The organism is Mesorhizobium sp. M7A.F.Ca.US.005.03.1.1 (assembly GCF_003997975.1).
In the GTDB taxonomy this organism is placed as follows: domain Bacteria; phylum Pseudomonadota; class Alphaproteobacteria; order Rhizobiales; family Rhizobiaceae; genus Mesorhizobium; species Mesorhizobium ciceri.
Window position 1 is genome coordinate 16,627 of sequence record NZ_RZRO01000073.1, and the last position, 16,662, is coordinate 33,288.

The 16,662-nt window shown below is 61.9% G+C and carries 28 protein-coding genes and 1 pseudogene; all 29 read right to left on the reverse strand.

Annotated elements, in window-relative coordinates:
- Positions 1–14 precede the first annotated feature (14 nt).
- Positions 15–1,502, reverse strand: a complete 1,488-nt coding sequence (locus EN990_RS24940; protein ID WP_127385272.1) for a DegQ family serine endoprotease — start codon at positions 1,500–1,502, stop codon at positions 15–17.
- 199 nt (positions 1,503–1,701) lie between these two features.
- A complete protein-coding gene (gene rplQ / locus EN990_RS24945; RefSeq protein ID WP_013531439.1) occupies positions 1,702–2,133 on the reverse strand; it encodes a 50S ribosomal protein L17 in 432 nt (143 codons plus the stop codon).
- Positions 2,134–2,237: 104 nt separating this feature from the next.
- Positions 2,238–3,248, reverse strand: a complete 1,011-nt coding sequence (locus EN990_RS24950; protein WP_013531438.1) for a DNA-directed RNA polymerase subunit alpha — start codon at positions 3,246–3,248, stop codon at positions 2,238–2,240.
- Positions 3,249–3,350: 102 nt separating this feature from the next.
- On the reverse strand, positions 3,351–3,740 hold the full coding sequence (gene rpsK / locus EN990_RS24955) for a 30S ribosomal protein S11 (protein WP_006205444.1): 390 nt from the start codon (positions 3,738–3,740) through the stop codon (positions 3,351–3,353).
- A gap of 162 nt (positions 3,741–3,902) precedes the next feature.
- Entirely contained in the window at positions 3,903–4,271 is a 369-nt protein-coding gene (gene rpsM, locus EN990_RS24960; protein ID WP_013531437.1) for a 30S ribosomal protein S13, read from the reverse strand.
- A gap of 210 nt (positions 4,272–4,481) precedes the next feature.
- Entirely contained in the window at positions 4,482–5,078 is a 597-nt protein-coding gene (locus EN990_RS24965; protein ID WP_013531436.1) for an adenylate kinase, read from the reverse strand.
- On the reverse strand, positions 5,075–6,415 hold the full coding sequence (gene secY / locus EN990_RS24970; RefSeq protein WP_013531435.1) for a preprotein translocase subunit SecY: 1,341 nt from the start codon (positions 6,413–6,415) through the stop codon (positions 5,075–5,077). The genes EN990_RS24965 and secY overlap by 4 nt, the downstream gene beginning before the upstream one ends.
- Before the next feature lie 192 nt (positions 6,416–6,607).
- Entirely contained in the window at positions 6,608–7,084 is a 477-nt protein-coding gene (gene rplO, locus EN990_RS24975) for a 50S ribosomal protein L15 (RefSeq protein ID WP_013531434.1), read from the reverse strand.
- 22 nt (positions 7,085–7,106) lie between these two features.
- A complete protein-coding gene (gene rpmD, locus EN990_RS24980; RefSeq protein WP_006205449.1) occupies positions 7,107–7,304 on the reverse strand; it encodes a 50S ribosomal protein L30 in 198 nt (65 codons plus the stop codon).
- A 24-nt stretch (positions 7,305–7,328) separates the two neighbouring features.
- On the reverse strand, positions 7,329–7,892 hold the full coding sequence (gene rpsE, locus EN990_RS24985) for a 30S ribosomal protein S5 (RefSeq protein WP_006333394.1): 564 nt from the start codon (positions 7,890–7,892) through the stop codon (positions 7,329–7,331).
- A gap of 148 nt (positions 7,893–8,040) precedes the next feature.
- Entirely contained in the window at positions 8,041–8,400 is a 360-nt protein-coding gene (gene rplR, locus EN990_RS24990) for a 50S ribosomal protein L18 (RefSeq protein ID WP_013531433.1), read from the reverse strand.
- A 138-nt stretch (positions 8,401–8,538) separates the two neighbouring features.
- A complete protein-coding gene (gene rplF / locus EN990_RS24995) occupies positions 8,539–9,072 on the reverse strand; it encodes a 50S ribosomal protein L6 (protein WP_013531432.1) in 534 nt (177 codons plus the stop codon).
- Between the two features lie 89 nt (positions 9,073–9,161).
- Positions 9,162–9,560 carry a 30S ribosomal protein S8 gene (gene rpsH, locus EN990_RS25000; protein WP_013531431.1) on the reverse strand — a complete coding sequence of 133 codons (399 nt, stop codon included), beginning with the start codon at positions 9,558–9,560 and terminating at the stop codon, positions 9,162–9,164.
- Between the two features lie 12 nt (positions 9,561–9,572).
- A complete protein-coding gene (gene rpsN, locus EN990_RS25005) occupies positions 9,573–9,878 on the reverse strand; it encodes a 30S ribosomal protein S14 (protein WP_013895695.1) in 306 nt (101 codons plus the stop codon).
- A gap of 27 nt (positions 9,879–9,905) precedes the next feature.
- Positions 9,906–10,505 (reverse strand): 50S ribosomal protein L5, encoded by a 600-nt coding sequence (rplE, locus tag EN990_RS25010; protein WP_013531429.1) that lies wholly within the window; start codon positions 10,503–10,505, stop codon positions 9,906–9,908.
- On the reverse strand, positions 10,498–10,812 hold the full coding sequence (gene rplX, locus EN990_RS25015) for a 50S ribosomal protein L24 (protein ID WP_013531428.1): 315 nt from the start codon (positions 10,810–10,812) through the stop codon (positions 10,498–10,500). The genes rplE and rplX overlap by 8 nt, the downstream gene beginning before the upstream one ends.
- Before the next feature lie 12 nt (positions 10,813–10,824).
- A complete protein-coding gene (gene rplN, locus EN990_RS25020) occupies positions 10,825–11,193 on the reverse strand; it encodes a 50S ribosomal protein L14 (RefSeq protein WP_006205457.1) in 369 nt (122 codons plus the stop codon).
- A gap of 83 nt (positions 11,194–11,276) precedes the next feature.
- On the reverse strand, positions 11,277–11,516 hold the full coding sequence (gene rpsQ / locus EN990_RS25025; protein WP_010909280.1) for a 30S ribosomal protein S17: 240 nt from the start codon (positions 11,514–11,516) through the stop codon (positions 11,277–11,279).
- Positions 11,517–11,527: 11 nt separating this feature from the next.
- Entirely contained in the window at positions 11,528–11,728 is a 201-nt protein-coding gene (gene rpmC / locus EN990_RS25030; protein WP_006205459.1) for a 50S ribosomal protein L29, read from the reverse strand.
- Between the two features lie 13 nt (positions 11,729–11,741).
- Entirely contained in the window at positions 11,742–12,155 is a 414-nt protein-coding gene (gene rplP / locus EN990_RS25035) for a 50S ribosomal protein L16 (protein WP_013531427.1), read from the reverse strand.
- Positions 12,156–12,182: 27 nt separating this feature from the next.
- The gene (gene rpsC, locus EN990_RS25040; RefSeq protein ID WP_013531426.1) at positions 12,183–12,908 is read right to left on the reverse strand and encodes a 30S ribosomal protein S3; all 726 of its coding nucleotides are present in this window, start codon (positions 12,906–12,908) and stop codon (positions 12,183–12,185) included.
- Complete coding sequence (gene rplV, locus EN990_RS25045; protein ID WP_006205462.1) at positions 12,908–13,297, reverse strand: 50S ribosomal protein L22; 390 nt, start codon at positions 13,295–13,297, stop codon at positions 12,908–12,910. Before rplV ends, rpsC begins: the two co-directional genes overlap by 1 nt.
- A 2-nt stretch (positions 13,298–13,299) precedes the next feature.
- The gene (gene rpsS / locus EN990_RS25050; protein WP_006205463.1) at positions 13,300–13,578 is read right to left on the reverse strand and encodes a 30S ribosomal protein S19; all 279 of its coding nucleotides are present in this window, start codon (positions 13,576–13,578) and stop codon (positions 13,300–13,302) included.
- Between the two features lie 16 nt (positions 13,579–13,594).
- Entirely contained in the window at positions 13,595–14,428 is an 834-nt protein-coding gene (gene rplB, locus EN990_RS25055) for a 50S ribosomal protein L2 (RefSeq protein WP_024505067.1), read from the reverse strand.
- A 22-nt stretch (positions 14,429–14,450) separates the two neighbouring features.
- Positions 14,451–14,744 carry a 50S ribosomal protein L23 gene (locus tag EN990_RS25060; RefSeq protein ID WP_013531424.1) on the reverse strand — a complete coding sequence of 98 codons (294 nt, stop codon included), beginning with the start codon at positions 14,742–14,744 and terminating at the stop codon, positions 14,451–14,453.
- Entirely contained in the window at positions 14,741–15,361 is a 621-nt protein-coding gene (rplD, locus tag EN990_RS25065) for a 50S ribosomal protein L4 (RefSeq protein ID WP_013531423.1), read from the reverse strand. Before rplD ends, EN990_RS25060 begins: the two co-directional genes overlap by 4 nt.
- Positions 15,361–16,089, reverse strand: a complete 729-nt coding sequence (gene rplC, locus EN990_RS25070; protein ID WP_013531422.1) for a 50S ribosomal protein L3 — start codon at positions 16,087–16,089, stop codon at positions 15,361–15,363. The genes rplD and rplC overlap by 1 nt, the downstream gene beginning before the upstream one ends.
- A 61-nt stretch (positions 16,090–16,150) precedes the next feature.
- Positions 16,151–16,459 (reverse strand): 30S ribosomal protein S10, encoded by a 309-nt coding sequence (rpsJ, locus tag EN990_RS25075; RefSeq protein ID WP_010909272.1) that lies wholly within the window; start codon positions 16,457–16,459, stop codon positions 16,151–16,153.
- Positions 16,460–16,528: 69 nt separating this feature from the next.
- A pseudogene (tuf, locus tag EN990_RS25080) lies at positions 16,529–16,662 on the reverse strand (elongation factor Tu); the annotation flags it as partial.

A 16,662-nucleotide genomic window follows, 5' to 3' on the forward strand; every position in this document is an offset into this window, starting at 1 on the left:
CACGGAACCCAGCCCTAATAACGCAACACCTGACGCAGTATCTGCCCGCCGCGCTCGACCGTAAAGCGCCACCAGCGCGTATCCGTCTTGGCCGCCAGCTCCAGGGTCGCTGCGGTATCGATGGTGGTGCCGTTCACCTCGCGCACGATGTCGCCCGGCTGGAAGCCGAAATCGGCGGCCGGTGAATCGCGGTTGATGTCGACCACGGTGACGCCCTTGATGTCCGTGCGCAGGCCAAGCCGCTGCGCGAGCCGGGGCGAAAGCTCCGCGACCTTGGCGCCCGAAAAGGGGCTGCGGCCATGCAGCGTCACCTCGGCAGCCTTCATGCCTTCCGGAGCACGCTCCAGCGCGATATCCATCGCCGCCTGCTGGCCCTTGGTCAGAACCGCGAAATTGGCGGTGGTGCCGATCGACAGCGTCGCCATCCGGTAGTCCAGCGCTTCGATGCTCTCGACCGGCTTGCCGTTGAGCTGCAGCACCACGTCGCCGGGCTTGAGCCCTGCCTTGGCGGCCGGTCCGGTCGCCTCGACCGACGAAACCAGCGCACCGGTCGGCTTCTCCATGCCGAGCGATTCTGCGATCTGCGGCGTCACCGCTTCGAACTCGGCGCCGACATAGGGCCTCTCGAAGAAGTCGAGCCCGGCCTTGGCCGCGTCGGCAAAGGCGCGAACCATGTTCGAGGGAATGGCGAAGCCGATGCCGATCGAACCGCCGCTGCGGCTGTAGATGGCCGTATTGATGCCGACCAGCTGGCCGCCCATGTTGATCAGCGCACCGCCGGAATTGCCGGGATTGATGGCGGCGTCGGTCTGGATGAAGAAGCTGGAATCGGAGACGCCGATATGGCTGCGGGCCAGTGCCGAGACGATGCCGCTGGTGGTGGTCTGGCCGACGCCGAAGGGGTTGCCGATGGCCAGCAGCAGATCGCCGACCTCGAGCGCGTCGGAATCGCCGATGGCAATGACCGGAAACGGCTTGTCCGAGGTGATCTTGAGCACGGCAAGGTCGAGAGTCTCGTCCTTGAGCAGCACCTTGCTGTCGAACTCACGCCCATCAGCGGTCGCCACCTTGACCCGGTCGGCATCCTTGATGACGTGGTAATTGGTGACCACGACGCCAGTCGGATCGACCAGCACGCCGGAGCCCAGCGAAGACTGCGCGCGCGGCTGCGAGCGGCCGAAGAATTCTTCGAAGAACGGATCGCCGTCGAAAGGCGATGTCACCTTGGCGGTCTGCGAGGCATAGACATTGACCACCGCCGGCGCCGTCTGCTTGACCAGCGGCGCAAACGACAGCTGCACCTCCTCGCGACCGAACGGCACGCGCTTGTCGGGACCGGACGTCGCGTTCTCGCCCTCGACGCCATGCAGCAGGTCGGTCAGCACATCGGACAGGCCGGGATCGGTCTTGGTCTCCTCGGCCAATGCCTGCCTGACCACCGGTGCGGCCGCAAACGCCATGATGGCGAAAAGCAGAACAAAGGGCAGTCTTCTGGCGCGCATTCGCGAATCCTCCAAGGCAAGTTCGGGGGCATTGTCCCGACGATTGTGCAAAATGAAAGGCTAAGCCGCTGAAATCCGACTATTTTGGGCCAAAATCCCAGGGGCATGCCCGGAAATCGGATTCCGGCGCGGTTTGCTGCTTTCAGAAAACAAAAAGGGGCCCGCAGGCCCCTTTGAACTCATTTGGGAAAACCGAGCCTTATGCGGCTGCGGCGTCCGCGTCAGCGCTTTCGGCCTCGATGCGAGCGCGGTCGCCGGCGCCCTTGGCCGAGACGTCGCGATCGACGAATTCGATGACAGCCATGGCGGCGTTGTCACCGTGACGGAAGCCCGCCTTCATGATGCGCAGATAGCCGCCATTGCGGTTGGCGTAGCGCGGCGCGATGGTGTCGAACAGACGCTTGACGACGCCTTCATTGCCGATCTGGGCAATGACCTGGCGGCGGGCGTGCAGGTCGCCACGCTTGCCGAGCGTCACCAGCTTCTCGACGATCGGACGCAGGTCCTTCGCCTTCGGCAAGGTTGTGACGATCTGCTCGTGCTCGAGCAGCGACACGGCGAGGTTGGCGAACATCGACTTGCGATGGCTAATGCTTCGGGCGAAGCGGCGGCCTTTGAAACCGTGGCGCATGGCTCTTTTCCTTCTTCAGTTGTTCAAGAGGCCGCGGCCTCTGATGGTTTTCCGCATGACCGTCGGATCGAGCGGCCCACGCCGCCGATCCTTGGAATTCATGCTCAATATTGGTCTTCGTAACGCTTGGCGAGGTCTTCGATGTTTTCCGGCGGCCAGTCCGGCACTTCCATGCCGAGGTGCAGGCCCATCGCCGCCAGGACTTCCTTGATCTCGTTCAGCGACTTGCGGCCGAAGTTCGGGGTGCGCAGCATCTCGGCCTCGGTCTTCTGGATCAGGTCGCCGATATAGACGATGTTGTCGTTCTTCAGGCAGTTGGCCGAACGCACCGAAAGCTCGAGTTCGTCGACCTTCTTGAGCAGCGCCGGGTTGAAGGCGAGCTCGGTGACGGCCTCGGCGGCGACTTCCTTCTGCGGCTCGTCGAAGTTGACGAACAGGCCGAGCTGGTCCTGCAGGATGCGGGCGGCGAAAGCCACTGCGTCCTCGCCGGTGATCGAACCGTCGGTCTCGATCGTCATGGTCAGCTTGTCATAGTCGAGAACCTGGCCCTCGCGGGTGTTCTCGACCTTGTAGGAGACCTTCTTGACCGGCGAATAAAGGCTGTCGACCGGGATGAGGCCGATCGGCGCGTCTTCGGCGCGGTTGCGGTCGGCCGGCACGTAACCCTTGCCGGTGTCGACGGTGAATTCCATGCGGATTTCAGCGCCTTCGTCCAGCGTGCAGATGACGTGGTCGGGGTTGAGGATCTCGACGTCGCCAACCGTCTGGATGTCGCCGGCAAGAACCGCACCCGGTCCCTGCTTGCGAACGACCATGCGCTTGGGACCATCGCCTTCCATGCGGATGGCGATTTCCTTGATATTCAAGACGATGTCGGTCACGTCCTCGCGCACACCGGCGATGGACGAGAATTCATGTAGAACGCCGTCGATCTGCACGGCGGTAACAGCCGCACCGCGCAGCGAAGACAGAAGCACGCGGCGCAGCGCGTTGCCCAGCGTCAGGCCAAAGCCACGCTCGAGAGGCTCGGCGACCAGCGTGGTCAGCGTCTTCTTCTTCGACGAGAACTCGATCTTGTTCGGCTTGATCAGTTCCTGCCAATTTTTCTGGATCATGATGCTTTCCTTCCGTTGACCCGCCACCATCCAATCGTGGCGGGCGACCTGGAATGCCGCGGAGGAGCGCCCAAGGGGGCTCGCGCGGCGTTCGGTAAATGCTTAGACGCGACGCTTCTTGCGCGGGCGGCAGCCATTGTGCGGGATCGGCGTCACATCACGGATCGAGGTGATGGTGAAGCCGGCCGCCTGCAGGGCGCGCAGTGCCGATTCACGACCGGAGCCGGGTCCGCAGACCTCGACTTCGAGCATGCGCATGCCGTGTTCCTGGGCCTTCTTGGCAACATCCTCGGCAGCCATCTGGGCAGCGAACGGGGTCGACTTGCGCGAACCCTTGAAGCCCTGGGCACCGGCCGACGACCAGGCAATCGAATTGCCCTGTGCATCGGTGATGGTGATCATCGTGTTGTTGAAGGTCGAATTGACGTGGGCAACGCCCGACGAGATATTCTTGCGTTCGCGACGGCGAACACGAGCGGCTTCCTTGGCCATGATAGTCCTTTCAGTTGATCTCTACACCGCCGTAATGCCAGCGGCTCCACCTTCGTAAGGGAGTAGGGGAATAGGGCAGCAAGGGAGTAGGGAAAAATGCGACCCGACTGGCGGGCATTCCCTACTGCCTTACTCCCCTACTCCCTTATTCCCCTAAAAAAATTACTTCTTCTTGCCGGCGATCGACTTGGCCGGGCCCTTGCGGGTGCGCGCATTGGTATGCGTGCGCTGGCCGCGGACCGGCAGCGAGCGGCGGTGACGCAGGCCGCGGTAGCAGCCGAGGTCCATGAGCCGCTTGATGTTCATCGAGACTTCGCGGCGCAGGTCGCCTTCAACCTGGTAATCGCGATCGATGGTCTCGCGGATCTGCAGCACTTCCGCATCGGTCAGCTGGTTGACGCGGCGCTCGGCCGGGATGCCGACCTTGTCGACGATCTCCTGGGCGAACCGCTTGCCAATGCCGTGAATGTACTGAAGCGCAATGACAACGCGCTTGTTGGTCGGAATGTTGACGCCGGCTATACGAGCCATGTTCTTCCCTTCTCCATGTGGGCCGGCCAATCCTCAAAAACAAGGTAGGCTCGGCGCTGTCTTAAGTTGCCCCGCGTCCGGTGGAGGCCGGCCCATGCGGGAGTTTCCAGTTCAATGCGGCTGCCCTGCCCTTGCGGACAAGCAAAGCTCATGCCTGATAGGAAGACGGGCCGCCATACCGCAGCGAACCGCCTCCGTCAAGTGCAATCGTTAATTTCCCCGCACCGCGTCCTTGAGCACCGCTTCGATCTGTTCCGTCACGGCGTCGATATCGGCCATGCCGTCGACACTGCGGAGCTTGCCCTTGGCATAGTAGTAGCCAATCAGCGGCGACGTCTTCTTGTAGTATTCTCTCAAGCGCTCTTCGAACACGGTCGGATTGTCGTCCTTGCGAACGGGAAGGCCGGCGGCCTGCGCCTCGTCGGCGCGTTTGACGATCCGGCCAACCAGGGCCTTGTCGTCGACCACGAGTTCAATGACGGCGTCGAGCCCCTGGGAGCGATCCGACAGCATCTGCTCGACCGCATCCGCCTGCACCAGGGTCCGCGGATAGCCGTCGAGGATGAACCCCTTGGCGCAGTCGGGCTGATCGATACGCTCAGCGACGATCGCGTTGACGATCGCGTCGGACACCAGTTCACCGGCATCCATCACCGCCTTGGCGCGCTTGCCAACCTCGGTGCCTGCCTGGACGGCAGCACGCAGCATGTCGCCCGTCGAGAGCTGGGGTATGCCGTGTTTTTCTACCAGTCTTTGTGCTTGCGTCCCCTTGCCCGCTCCTGGCGGCCCAAGCAATATCAACCTCATCTGGCTTTCTTCCCCCCGCGCAGCTTCGACTTCTTGATCAGGCCTTCATACTGGTGCGCGATCAGGTGACCCTGAATCTGCGCAACCGTATCGAGCGTGACACTGACCACGATCAGAAGCGATGTGCCACCAAGGTAGAATGGTACGCCAGTCGCCGAGATCAGGAACTCCGGCAGCAGGCACACCAGCACCAGATAGATGGCGCCGACGACGGTGATGCGGGTGAGAACGTAATCGATATAATCGGCGGTGCGCTCGCCCGGACGATAGCCCGGGATGAAGCCCGAATGCTTCTTGAGCTGGTCGGCGGTGTCCTTCGGGTTGAAGACAATCGCGGTGTAGAAGAAGGCGAAGAACACGATCATCGCCGCATAAAACAGCATGTAGAGCGGCTGGCCGTGGCCGAGCGAGGCGAGCACGGTGCTTGCCCACGCCGGCAGGTTCGTCGTCTGCGAGAAGCCGGCGACGGTGGCCGGCAGCAAAAGCAGCGACGAGGCAAAGATCGGCGGAATGACGCCCGACGTGTTGAGCTTCAGCGGCAGATGCGAGGTATCGCCCTGGAACATCCGGTTGCCGACCTGGCGCTTCGGATACTGGATCAGCAAGCGGCGCTGGGCGCGCTCGAAGAACACGATGAGCGCAATGACGACGATAGCCAGCACGATGATCGCCAGGATCAGGCCGGTCGACAGCGCGCCGGTGCGGCCAAGCTCCAGCGTGCCGGAGATGGCGTGCGGCAGGCCGGCGACGATGCCGGAGAAGATGATCAGCGAAATACCGTTGCCGATGCCGCGGGCGGTGATCTGCTCGCCCAGCCACATCAGGAACATGGTGCCGCCGACCAGCGTGACGACGGTCGAGATGCGGAAGAACATGCCGGGGTCACTGACGATGCCGTTGCCGCCTTCCAGCCCGACAGAAATGCCATAGGCCTGAACCAGCGCAAGCAGCACGGTGCCGTAGCGCGTGTACTGGTTGATCACCTTGCGGCCCTGTTCGCCTTCCTTCTTCAGCGCTTCCAGTGACGGGATGACCGAGGTCATCAGCTGCATGATGATGGAGGCGGAGATGTAAGGCATGATGCCGAGCGCAAAGATCGCCATGCGCTGCACGGCGCCGCCGGCGAACATGTTGAACATGCCGAGCACGCCCTTGCTCTGCGAAGAGAAGGCCTGGGCGAAGGCGTCGGGATTGATACCGGGAAGCGGGATGTAGGTGCCGAGGCGATAAACCAGCAGCGCGCCGATCGTGAACCAGATGCGCTTCTTCAAATCCTCCGCCTTGGCGAAGGCCGAGAAATTCAGATTCGAGGCTAATTGTTCAGCAGCCGAAGCCATGCCTGATTCTCCGCTTGGTAACGCTTGATGGCCCTGAGGTCAGGCGGCGCGTTTCACCGAAGCTCACGAGATAAGCTCCGGGCTCTAAACATGCAAGCGGCCGCGTTGACGCGGCCGCCTCGTTGAGCAGATCAAAGCGAAATCGTGAGCAAAAACGGATTCCACTCCTGCCGATCGCGCTTCAAATTGCCGTTACTCGGCAGCTGCCTTTTCCTGCGGCAGCTTGACCGAACCGCCGGCCTTTTCGATCTTCTCGATCGCGGCCTTGGAGGCGCCGGCGACGTCAAAGGCGAGCTTCGCCTTGATCTCGCCATCCGAGAGGATGCGCACGCCGTCCTTGACGCGGCGGATGACGCCGGCGGCAACCAGCGATTCAGCCGTCACGGTTGCCTTGGCGTCGAGCTTCTTGGCGTCGATGGCCACCTGGATGCGGGCCAGCGACACGACGGTGAAGCTCTTGGCGAAGATGTTGTTGAAGCCACGCTTCGGCAGGCGCCGGTAGAGCGGCATCTGGCCACCCTCGAAGCCGTTGATGGCGACGCCGGAGCGCGCCTTCTGGCCCTTGACGCCGCGACCGCCGGTCTTGCCGGAGCCGGAGCCGATACCACGGCCGAGACGCTTCTTGGAGTGCGTCGCGCCGTCCTTGTCACGCAGATCGTTGAGTTTCATCTGACTTCTCCTGCGCTCTGGCTCAGCCCTCGTCCACGACGCGGACGAGATGCTGGACGGCAGCGATCATGCCGCGCACGGAGGGCGTATCTTCCAGCGTGCGCTGCTTGTGCATCTTGTTGAGGCCGAGGCCGACCAGCGTCGCGCGCTGTTCCTTCGGACGGCGGATCGGCGAACCGATCTGCTCAACGGTGATGGTCTTGGTTGCTTTCTTGGCCATGGTCAAAATCCCTGGTCAGATCGACTATTCTTCAGCCGCAACGGCGGTGCCGCGGCGGGCCTGAAGGGTCGAATACTTGATGCCGCGAGCAGCAGCCACATCCTTGGGATGCATCTGGCTCTTCAGCGCGTCGAAGGTGGCGCGAACCATGTTGTAGGGGTTCGACGAACCCATCGACTTGGCGACCACGTCATGCATGCCGAGCGTCTCGAAGACAGCGCGCATCGGGCCACCGGCGATGATGCCGGTACCTTGCTTGGCGGCGCGCAGCAGCACGCGTCCAGCACCCCAGCGTCCTTCGACGTCGTGATGCAGCGTACGGCCCGAGCGCAGCGGCACGAAAATCATGTCGCGCTTGGCCGATTCAGTTGCCTTGCGGATAGCTTCCGGCACTTCGCGCGCCTTGCCGTGACCAAAGCCGACGCGGCCCTTCTGGTCGCCGACGACGACGAGTGCTGCAAAACCGAAGCGACGGCCGCCCTTGACGACCTTGGCGACGCGGTTGATGTGGACGAGCTTGTCCACCATGCCGTCATCGCGTTCTTCACGATCGCGGCCGCGGCCGCCATCCCTACGTTCCTGTGCCATATCCTGTTCCTTGTTTTTTTCCGGAAGCACGGTTGCTGATAAGATCCGGTGCCTCGCCCCGATTAAATCGGGAAACGGTCACCGGGGGCGAAATCATTTCCTTCGCATAATCTTTATCCGAAAAGTCTGCAACTTTTCGGGATCATGCTTAGAAGCTCAAGCCACCTTCGCGGGCAGCCTCGGCGAGCGCCTTGACGCGGCCGTGATAGATGTAAGCGCCGCGGTCGAAGACGACTTCCTTGACGCCGGCCTTGGTGGCGCGCTCGGCGATCAGCTTGCCGATCGCGGTGGCGGCAGCGGTGTCGGCGCCGGTCTTGAGCGAACCCTTGAAGTCCTTCTCGAGCGTCGAAGCGGCGGCGATGGTGTGGCCCTTGGCGTCGTCGATGACCTGCACATAGATGTTCTTCGACGTGCGGTGGACCGACAGACGCGGACGCTCGCCGGCGACCTTCTTGATCTGACGACGGACGCGCTGCGCGCGGCGCTGCGTGGATTCCTTGGTACCCATGATGGTCTTCCTTGCCTTCAAAAAACGGGGGCCGCCATATGCGGTAGGCGAAAGCGCCTCCCGCGACCGCTCCCCGCGGCGTTACACTCTTGGCTTGGCCCTTTCCGAAAAGTCTTCAACTTCTCGAGGCCAGGCCTACTACTTCTTCTTGCCTTCCTTGCGGACGATCTTCTCGCCGGCGTAGCGGACGCCCTTGCCCTTGTAAGGCTCGGGACCACGATACTCGCGGATCTCGGCCGCAACCTGGCCGACCTGCTGCTTGTCGATGCCGGCCACGGTGATTTCAGTCGGCTTCGGCACGGTGATGGTGATGCCCTGCGGCGTCTCATAGACGACGTCATGGCTGAAGCCAAGCGCCAGCTGCAGGTTCTTGCCCTGAAGTGCCGCGCGATAGCCGACGCCGGTGATCTCGAGCTTCTTCTCGAAACCGTCCTTGACACCCTGCAGGATGTTGACGATCTGCGTGCGCGACATGCCCCACTTGGAGCGGGCGGTCTTGGTCTGGTCGCGCGGCTGGACAGCGATCTCGCTGCCTTCCATCTTGACCAGCACTTCGTCGTTCACCACGAACTTCAGCTCACCCTTGGGGCCCTTCGCCGTCACGGTCTGGCCGTTGACGGTCGCGGTCACGCCCTGCGGCAGCGAAACGGGTTTCTTTCCAATACGAGACATTTTGTTGTCCTCGTCACTTCTCTTGTTTCAGGTCTCTGTCTTCGGGAACGATCCGAAGACCGGATTCCACTTTGCGGTCAACTGCCAGATCAGAAGATCTGGCAGAGGATCTCACCGCCGACGTTCTGTTCACGTGCTTCATGGTCGGCCATCACGCCCTTCGGTGTCGAAAGGATGGCGATGCCGAGGCCGTTTGCGACCTGCGGAATCGACTTGGCCGAAACATAGACGCGGCGGCCTGGCTTCGAAACGCGGGCTATTTCGCGCACGACCGGCGCGCCGTCGAAATACTTCAGCTCGATCTCGATTTCGGACTTGCCGTTGTCGAAGTCGGTCTGGCTGTAATCGCGGATATAGCCTTCAGCCTTCAGCACGTCGAGGACGCGGGTGCGCAGACGCGAAGCCGGCGTCGAAACGCTCGACTTCTTGCGGCCATACGCGTTGCGGATGCGGGTCAGCATATCGCCGAGAGGATCGCTCAATGACATGTTATGTCCTCCTTACCAGCTCGACTTGACCAGGCCCGGGATCTGGCCGTTATTGCCGAGATCACGAAGCGCGATGCGCGATACTTTGAGCTTGCGATAGTAGGCGCGCGGACGGCCGGTGACTTCGCAGCGGTTGCGGATGCGGATCTTGGCCGAGTTGCGCGGCATGGCGGCAAGCTTGAGCTGAGCGCGGAAACGCTCTTCCATCGGCTTGGACTGATCCATGATGATCGCCTTGAGCGCAGCCCGCTTGGGACCGTACTGGTCGGCAAGCTTGCGGCGCCTGTTGTTCTTCTCGACTGAGCTGGTCTTTGCCATTTCAGATTTTTCCTTTTCTCGCTGCCGTTACTGGCGGAAGGGGAAGTTGAAGGCCTTGAGCAATGCCCTGGCTTCGTCGTCCGTCTTCGCAGTCGTACAAACGATGACGTCCATGCCCCAGATCTGATCAACCTTGTCGTAGTTGATCTCCGGGAACACGATGTGTTCCTTGATGCCCATGGCGTAGTTGCCACGGCCATCGAAGCTCTTCGGATTCAGTCCGCGAAAGTCGCGGACGCGCGGCAGTGCGATGTTCACGAGACGGTCGAGGAACTCATACATGCGTTCCTTGCGCAGCGTGACCTTGGCGCCGATCGGCATCTTCTCGCGGACCTTGAAGCCGGCGATCGAGTTGCGGGCGCGGGTGACGACGGCCTTCTGGCCGGCAATCATCGCCAGGTCTTCGGCCGCGATCGAAGGCTTCTTCGAATCGGCGGTCGCTTCGCCAACGCCCATGTTCAGCACGATCTTGTCGATGCGCGGAACCTGCATCTCGTTGTCGTAGCCGAACTGTTCCTGCAGCGCCTTGCGGATGGTCTCGTTGTAGACCTGCTTGAGGCGCGGCGTGTTCTGAGCCTTGGACTGTTTGCTTTCAGCCTTGGGCTTCGTGGTTTGAGCCTTAGCCATTGATGACTTCTCCCGAGCGCTTGGCGACGCGCACCTTCTTGCCGTCCTTCTGGAAGATGAAGCCGACGCGGGTCGGCTTGCCATCCTTGGGGTCGGCCAGCGCGATGTTCGACAGCTGGATCGGCGCTTCCTTGGTGATGATCCCGCCCTCTTGGGACTGGGACTGCTTCTGGTGACGGCGGATCATGTTGACGCCACGCACCAGCGCGGTGTCTTCCTTCGGCTGTACCGAGAGGACTTCGCCCGAACGGCCCTTGTCCTTGCCGGCCAGCACGACGACCTTGTCGCCTTTTCTAATCTTTTGCATTGGTCCGGCTCCTTACAGCACTTCAGGCGCGAGCGAGATGATCTTCATGTGGTTCTTGGCGCGGAGTTCGCGCGGAACCGGTCCGAAGATACGCGTGCCGATCGGCTCTTTCTTGTTGTCGACGAGAACGGCCGCGTTCTTGTCGAAACGGATCACGCTGCCGTCCGGGCGGCGGATGTCCTTGGCCGTGCGAACCACGACCGCCTTCATCACATCGCCCTTCTTCACGCGGCCGCGCGGAATGGCTTCCTTGATCGACACCACGATGATGTCGCCCACGGAAGCGTATTTCCGCTTCGAGCCGCCCAGCACCTTGATGCACATGACACGACGGGCGCCGGAATTATCCGCGACGTCGAGGTTTGTTTGCATCTGAATCATGACTGGCCGCCTTCTTCTCTTCTAACGGGATGGGCTCAAAGCCCCTCCCCGGTCTGTCCAAAATTCGTTGTTTACGCCCGAGGTCAGGCTTGGTCCGAAGACACGACGATCCAGCGCTTGTCCTTGGAAATCGGCTTCGATTCCTGGATGAACACCTGATCGCCAACCTTGTGGGCGTTGTTCTCGTCGTGCGCCTTGTACTTCTTGGTCATGCGCACGGTCTTCTTCATCACGGGATGCGTGAAGCGCCGTTCGACCTTGACGACAACCGTCTTCTCGTTCTTGTCGCTGACGACGGTGCCCTGCAGAATGCGCTTTGGCATGGTTTTCGTCCTTAAGCCTTCTTAGCCGCGGACTTTTCCGCAGCGATGGTCTTGATACGCGCAATGTCCTTACGAACCTGTCTCACGCGCGCGGTCTTCTCGAGCTGGCCGGTGGCCTTCTGGAAGCGCAGGTTGAACTGCTCCTTCTTCAGGCTGGCCAGGTCGTCGGTCAGCTGGTCCTGGGTCTTGGTCCGGATGTCTTCGGCTTTCATGATCAGCCCGTCCTTATTCTGCGATGCGCTGCACGAAGCGCGTCTTGACCGAGAGCTTGGCCGCGCCGAGACGCAGTGCCTCACGGGCGGTTTCTTCATTGACGCCGTCGATCTCGAACATGATGCGGCCTGGCTTGACGCGCGCCGCCCAGTAATCGACCGCGCCCTTGCCCTTACCCATGCGGACTTCGGTCGGCTTCGAAGTGACCGGCACGTCCGGGAAAATACGGATCCAGACGCGACCAGCGCGCTTCATTTCACGGGTGATCGCGCGGCGGGCCGCCTCGATCTCACGTGCGGTGACGCGGTTCGGCTCAAGCGCCTTCAGCCCGAAACCACCGAAATCCAGGTTGGTGCCGCCCTTTGCGGTACCATGGATACGGCCCTTGAACTGCTTGCGGAACTTTGTGCGCTTTGGCTGCAGCATCGTTCTAACTCCAAATTCCTAAATGTCTCAGGCGTTTTCGCGACGACGACCGCGTTCGCGATCACCACCACCGCCATGCGCTGCATCGCTTTCGCTGGCCCGACGCTCCGAAGCCATCGGGTCATGCTCAAGGATCTCGCCCTTGAACACCCAGACCTTGACGCCGCAGATGCCATAAGCCGTGTGCGCTTCGGCCGTACCGTAGTCGACGTCCGCACGCAGCGTATGCAGCGGCACGCGGCCTTCGCGATACCATTCCATGCGCGCGATCTCGGCGCCGCCGAGGCGGCCGGCGCAGTTGATGCGGATGCCTTCGGCACCGAGGCGCATCGCCGACTGAACGGCACGCTTCATGGCGCGGCGGAACGCGATACGACGCTCGAGCTGCTGGGCGATCGACTGGGCGACCAGGGTCGCGTCGATCTCCGGCTTGCGCACTTCAACGATGTTGAGGTGCGTCTCGGACTTCGTCATCTCCATCAGCTTCTTGCGAAGCTTCTCGATGTCGGCGCCCTTCTTGCCGATGATCAGACCCGGGCGCGCGGCATGGATGGTGACGCGGCACTTCTTGTGCGGACGCTCGATCACGACCTTCGAGATGGCAGCCTGCTTGAGCTCCTTCTCGAGATACTTGCGGATCTTGATGTCCTCATGCAGCAGCTTGCCGTACTCGCCGGTGTTCGCGAACCAGCGCGAATCCCAGGTGCGGTTGATGCCGAGGCGAAGACCGATCGGATTGACTTTCTGGCCCATTATGCGGCCTCCCCTTTTTCTTCGACTTCACGAACGACGATCGTGAGGTGCGAGAACGGCTTCTCGATACGGCTGGCGCGACCGCGGCCACGGGCATGGAACCGCTTCATGACGATCGACTTGCCGACATAGGCTTCCGCCACGATCAGTGCATCGACGTCCAGGTCGTGGTTGTTTTCCGCGTTGGCGATTGCCGATTCCAGCGTCTTCTTGACCGTGCCGGAAATCCGCTTGGCCGAGAATTCGAGATCGGAAAGCGCTGTCGCGACCTTTTTGCCGCGGATCAGCGCGGCAACCAGGTTCAGCTTCTGCGGGCTGATACGGATCGTGCGCAATACGGCGCGCGCTTCGTTATCAGCAAGCCTGCGCGGAGCTTTGGCCTTGCCCATGATTATTTCCTCTTCGCCTTCTTATCCGCGCCGTGACCGTAATAGGTCCGGGTCGGAGCGAATTCACCGAACTTGTGACCGACCATGTCCTCGTTCACCGAGACGGGAACATGCTTCTGGCCGTTGTAGACACCGAAGGTGAAGCCGACGAACTGCGGCAGGATGGTGGAGCGACGGCTCCACATCTTGATCACCTCATTGCGACCACCTTCACGAACCTTGTCCACCTTCTTGAGAAGGTAGCCGTCAATGAAGGGGCCTTTCCAAATCGAACGAGTCACTTGGCGTTACCTCTTCTTAGCTCTTGCGCTGATGGCGCGAGCGCAGGATGAACTTGTCGGTCGCCTTGTTGGACCGCGTCTTCTTGCCCTTGGTCGGCTTGCCCCAGGGCGAAACCGGATGGCGGCCACCCGATGTGCGGCCTTCGCCGCCGCCGTGCGGATGGTCGACCGGGTTCATGGTCACGCCGCGATTGTGCGGGCGCTTGCCACGCCAGACCGTGCGACCGGCCTTGCCGTCATTGATGTTGCCGTGGTCCGGATTGGACACGGCGCCAACAGTGGCCATGCAGGAGCCGTGAACGACACGCTGCTCGCCCGAATTGAGGCGCAGGATCGCCATGCCCTGGTCACGACCGACCAGCTGACCGTAACCACCTGCCGAACGGGCGACCTGAGCGCCCTTGCCCGGCTTCAGCTCGATGTTGTGGACGATGGTGCCGACCGGCATCGAAGCCAGCGGCATCGCATTGCCCGGCTTCACGTCGACCGATTCACCGGACACGATCTTGTCGCCGGGAGCCAGACGCTGCGGAGCGATGATGTAGGACAGCTCGCCATCGTCATACTTGATCAGCGCGATGAAGGCGGTGCGGTTCGGATCGTACTCAATGCGCTCGACCGTGCCGACGACGTCGAACTTGCGGCGCTTGAAGTCGATGATGCGGTACGAACGCTTGTGACCACCGCCGATGAAGCGGGCGGTGATGCGACCGTGATTGTTGCGGCCGCCCGACTTGGTCAGGCCTTCGGTCAGACCCTTGACGGGCTTGCCCTTGTAGAGGCCCGAGCGGTCGACGATGACCAGCTGACGGGTGCTGGGCGTTACCGGGTTGAATTTTTTCAGTGCCATTGTTCTGTCCTCGCGGCCTTGCTCAGAGACCCGTCGCGACGTCGATCGACTGGCCATCGGCCAGCGTCACAACCGCCTTCTTGACGTCGCTCTGGCGGCCAACCGTGCCACGGAAGCGCTTGATCTTGCCCTTGCGGACAAGCGTGTTCACGGCCATCACCTTGACGCCGAACAGCGCTTCGACGGCGGCCTTGATTTCCGGCTTCGACGCCTTCTTGGCGACGTTGAAGACGACCTTGTTCTGCTCGGAGGCCATGGTCGACTTTTCGGTGATCGCCGGCGAGACGATCACGTCGTAATGACGAAGGTCGGTCATTTAAAACGCTCCTCGAGAGCCTCGACGGCGGCCTTCGAAAGGACCAGCGTGCCGCGGCGCAGAATGTCGTAGACGTTGATGCCCTGGATGGGCAGCACGTCGATGTTGGGGATGTTCGTCGCCGCCAGCTTGAAGTTCTTGTCAAGCTCGGCGCCGCCGATCAGCAAAGCATTGGTCAGGCCCAGCGTCGCGAAATTCGCGATCAGCGCCTTCGTCTTGGCCTCGGTCAGCTTCAGCTCGTCGATGATGATGATCGACGCGCTCTTGGCCTTGGCCGAGAGAGCATGCTTGAGGCCGAGAGCGCGAACCTTCTTCGGCAGTTCGTGCTCGTGGCTGCGAACGACCGGGCCGTGGGCCTTGCCGCCGCCGCGGAACTGCGGAGCGCGTGCCGAATGGTGACGGGCGCGGCCCGTACCCTTCTGCTTGTACATCTTGGCGCCGGTGCGCGCGATCTCGGCGCGACCCTTGGTCTTGTGCGTGCCCTGCTGCTTCTTGGCAAGCTGCCAGCGCACGACGCGCTGCAGGATGTCTTCGCGCGGATCAAGGCCGAAAATCTCGTCGGAGAGTTCCACCTTGCCGGCGTCCTTGCCGCCCAGCGTTGTGATCTTGAGATCCATTATTCCGCTCCCTCTGTGGCCGGAGCCTCGTTCTTGGCGCCACTTTCGGCAGCAACGGCGCGGATCGCGGCAGGCTTCGGCGCATTGGCCGGCAGTGCCACCTTGGCCGCATCGCGGACCAGGATCCAGGCGCCCTTCGATCCGGGAACCGCACCGCGGATCAGGATCAGGCCGCGGTCGGCGTCGGTCGATACGATCTCGACATTCTGCGTGGTGACGCGGGTGTCGCCCATGTGGCCAGCCATATGCTTGCCCTTGAACACTTTGCCCGGGTCCTGGCGCTGGCCGGTCGAACCGTGCGTACGGTGCGAAACCGAGTTACCGTGCGTTGCACGGCCACCGCCCATGTGGTGGCGCTTGATGACGCCCTGAAAGCCCTTGCCGATCGTCGTGCCCGTCACATCGACCTTCTGGCCGGCGACGAAGTGCTCGACGGTGATCTCGGCGCCGACATCGATCATGTTGTCGGCGGAGACGCGGAACTCTGCGACCTTCGCCTTCGGCTCGACGGAAGCGGTCGCGAAATGGCCGCGCATCGCCTTCGACGTGTTCTTCACCTTGGCAAGGCCAACGCCGAGCTGAACGGCGGTGTAGCCATTCTTCTCTTGCGTGCGCTGGGCCACGACCTGGCAGTTCTCCATCAGGAGAACGGTGACGGGAACATGTTCCCCGGCATCGTTATAGATGCGGGTCATTCCCACCTTCTTTGCAATCACACCTGAACGCATCGGTTCAATTCCTTTAGAGTTCCGGGCCAGGGGCACCGCCCCTTACCGCGCTCTCATTCCCTTAGAGCTTGATCTCGACGTCGACGCCGGCGGCCAGATCGAGCTTCATCAAAGCATCGACCGTCTGCGGGGTCGGATCGACGATGTCGAGCAGACGCTTGTGCGTGCGCATCTCGAACTGCTCGCGGCTCTTCTTGTCGACGTGAGGCGACCGGTTGACCGTGAACTTTTCGATCCGCGTCGGCAGCGGAATGGGGCCGCGGACGTTTGCACCGGTACGCTTGGCCGTCGACACGATTTCCTTCGTCGAGGCGTCGAGCACGCGGTGGTCAAACGCCTTAAGGCGGATGCGGATATTCTGTCCGTTCATGCGTCACTTCCTTGTTCTGGCGCGGCGCGGGCAACTCCCGCGCCCGCGACAGATCGGTTTAAGTCCAAATTACTCTTTGATGGTGACGACGATGCCGGCACCGACGGTGCGGCCGCCTTCACGGATAGCGAAGCGCAGCTTCTCTTCCATGGCGATCGGCACGATCAGCTCGACATCGACCGTGATGTTGTCGCCCGGCATCA

Excerpts from the sequence above, each read along its gene's own strand:
- EN990_RS24940 (WP_127385272.1), bottom strand. The coding sequence starts at position 1,502 with ATGCGCGCCAGAAGACTGCCCTTTGTTCTGCTTTTCGCCATCATGGCG.
- rplQ (WP_013531439.1), bottom strand. The coding sequence starts at position 2,133 with ATGCGCCACGGTTTCAAAGGCCGCCGCTTCGCCCGAAGCATTAGCCAT.
- EN990_RS24950 (WP_013531438.1), bottom strand. The coding sequence starts at position 3,248 with ATGATCCAGAAAAATTGGCAGGAACTGATCAAGCCGAACAAGATCGAG.
- rpsK (WP_006205444.1), bottom strand. The coding sequence starts at position 3,740 with ATGGCCAAGGAAGCCGCTCGTGTTCGCCGTCGCGAACGCAAGAATATC.
- rpsM (WP_013531437.1), bottom strand. The coding sequence starts at position 4,271 with ATGGCTCGTATAGCCGGCGTCAACATTCCGACCAACAAGCGCGTTGTC.
- EN990_RS24965 (WP_013531436.1), bottom strand. The coding sequence starts at position 5,078 with ATGAGGTTGATATTGCTTGGGCCGCCAGGAGCGGGCAAGGGGACGCAA.
- secY (WP_013531435.1), bottom strand. The coding sequence starts at position 6,415 with ATGGCTTCGGCTGCTGAACAATTAGCCTCGAATCTGAATTTCTCGGCC.
- rplO (WP_013531434.1), bottom strand. The coding sequence starts at position 7,084 with ATGAAACTCAACGATCTGCGTGACAAGGACGGCGCGACGCACTCCAAG.
- rpmD (WP_006205449.1), bottom strand. The coding sequence starts at position 7,304 with ATGGCCAAGAAAGCAACCAAGACCATCACCGTTGAGCAGATCGGTTCG.
- rpsE (WP_006333394.1), bottom strand. The coding sequence starts at position 7,892 with ATGGCACAGGAACGTAGGGATGGCGGCCGCGGCCGCGATCGTGAAGAA.
- rplR (WP_013531433.1), bottom strand. The coding sequence starts at position 8,400 with ATGGGTACCAAGGAATCCACGCAGCGCCGCGCGCAGCGCGTCCGTCGT.
- rplF (WP_013531432.1), bottom strand. The coding sequence starts at position 9,072 with ATGTCTCGTATTGGAAAGAAACCCGTTTCGCTGCCGCAGGGCGTGACC.
- rpsH (WP_013531431.1), bottom strand. The coding sequence starts at position 9,560 with ATGTCATTGAGCGATCCTCTCGGCGATATGCTGACCCGCATCCGCAAC.
- rpsN (WP_013895695.1), bottom strand. The coding sequence starts at position 9,878 with ATGGCAAAGACCAGCTCAGTCGAGAAGAACAACAGGCGCCGCAAGCTT.
- rplE (WP_013531429.1), bottom strand. The coding sequence starts at position 10,505 with ATGGCTAAGGCTCAAACCACGAAGCCCAAGGCTGAAAGCAAACAGTCC.
- rplX (WP_013531428.1), bottom strand. The coding sequence starts at position 10,812 with ATGCAAAAGATTAGAAAAGGCGACAAGGTCGTCGTGCTGGCCGGCAAG.
- rplN (WP_006205457.1), bottom strand. The coding sequence starts at position 11,193 with ATGATTCAGATGCAAACAAACCTCGACGTCGCGGATAATTCCGGCGCC.
- rpsQ (WP_010909280.1), bottom strand. The coding sequence starts at position 11,516 with ATGCCAAAGCGCATTCTGCAGGGCACCGTCGTCAGCGACAAGAACGAG.
- rpmC (WP_006205459.1), bottom strand. The coding sequence starts at position 11,728 with ATGAAAGCCGAAGACATCCGGACCAAGACCCAGGACCAGCTGACCGAC.
- rplP (WP_013531427.1), bottom strand. The coding sequence starts at position 12,155 with ATGCTGCAGCCAAAGCGCACAAAGTTCCGCAAGCAGTTCAAGGGCCGT.
- rpsC (WP_013531426.1), bottom strand. The coding sequence starts at position 12,908 with ATGGGCCAGAAAGTCAATCCGATCGGTCTTCGCCTCGGCATCAACCGC.
- rplV (WP_006205462.1), bottom strand. The coding sequence starts at position 13,297 with ATGGGCAAGGCCAAAGCTCCGCGCAGGCTTGCTGATAACGAAGCGCGC.
- rplB (WP_024505067.1), bottom strand. The coding sequence starts at position 14,428 with ATGGCACTGAAAAAATTCAACCCGGTAACGCCCAGCACCCGTCAGCTG.
- EN990_RS25060 (WP_013531424.1), bottom strand. The coding sequence starts at position 14,744 with ATGACCGACCTTCGTCATTACGACGTGATCGTCTCGCCGGCGATCACC.
- rplD (WP_013531423.1), bottom strand. The coding sequence starts at position 15,361 with ATGGATCTCAAGATCACAACGCTGGGCGGCAAGGACGCCGGCAAGGTG.
- rplC (WP_013531422.1), bottom strand. The coding sequence starts at position 16,089 with ATGCGTTCAGGTGTGATTGCAAAGAAGGTGGGAATGACCCGCATCTAT.
- rpsJ (WP_010909272.1), bottom strand. The coding sequence starts at position 16,459 with ATGAACGGACAGAATATCCGCATCCGCCTTAAGGCGTTTGACCACCGC.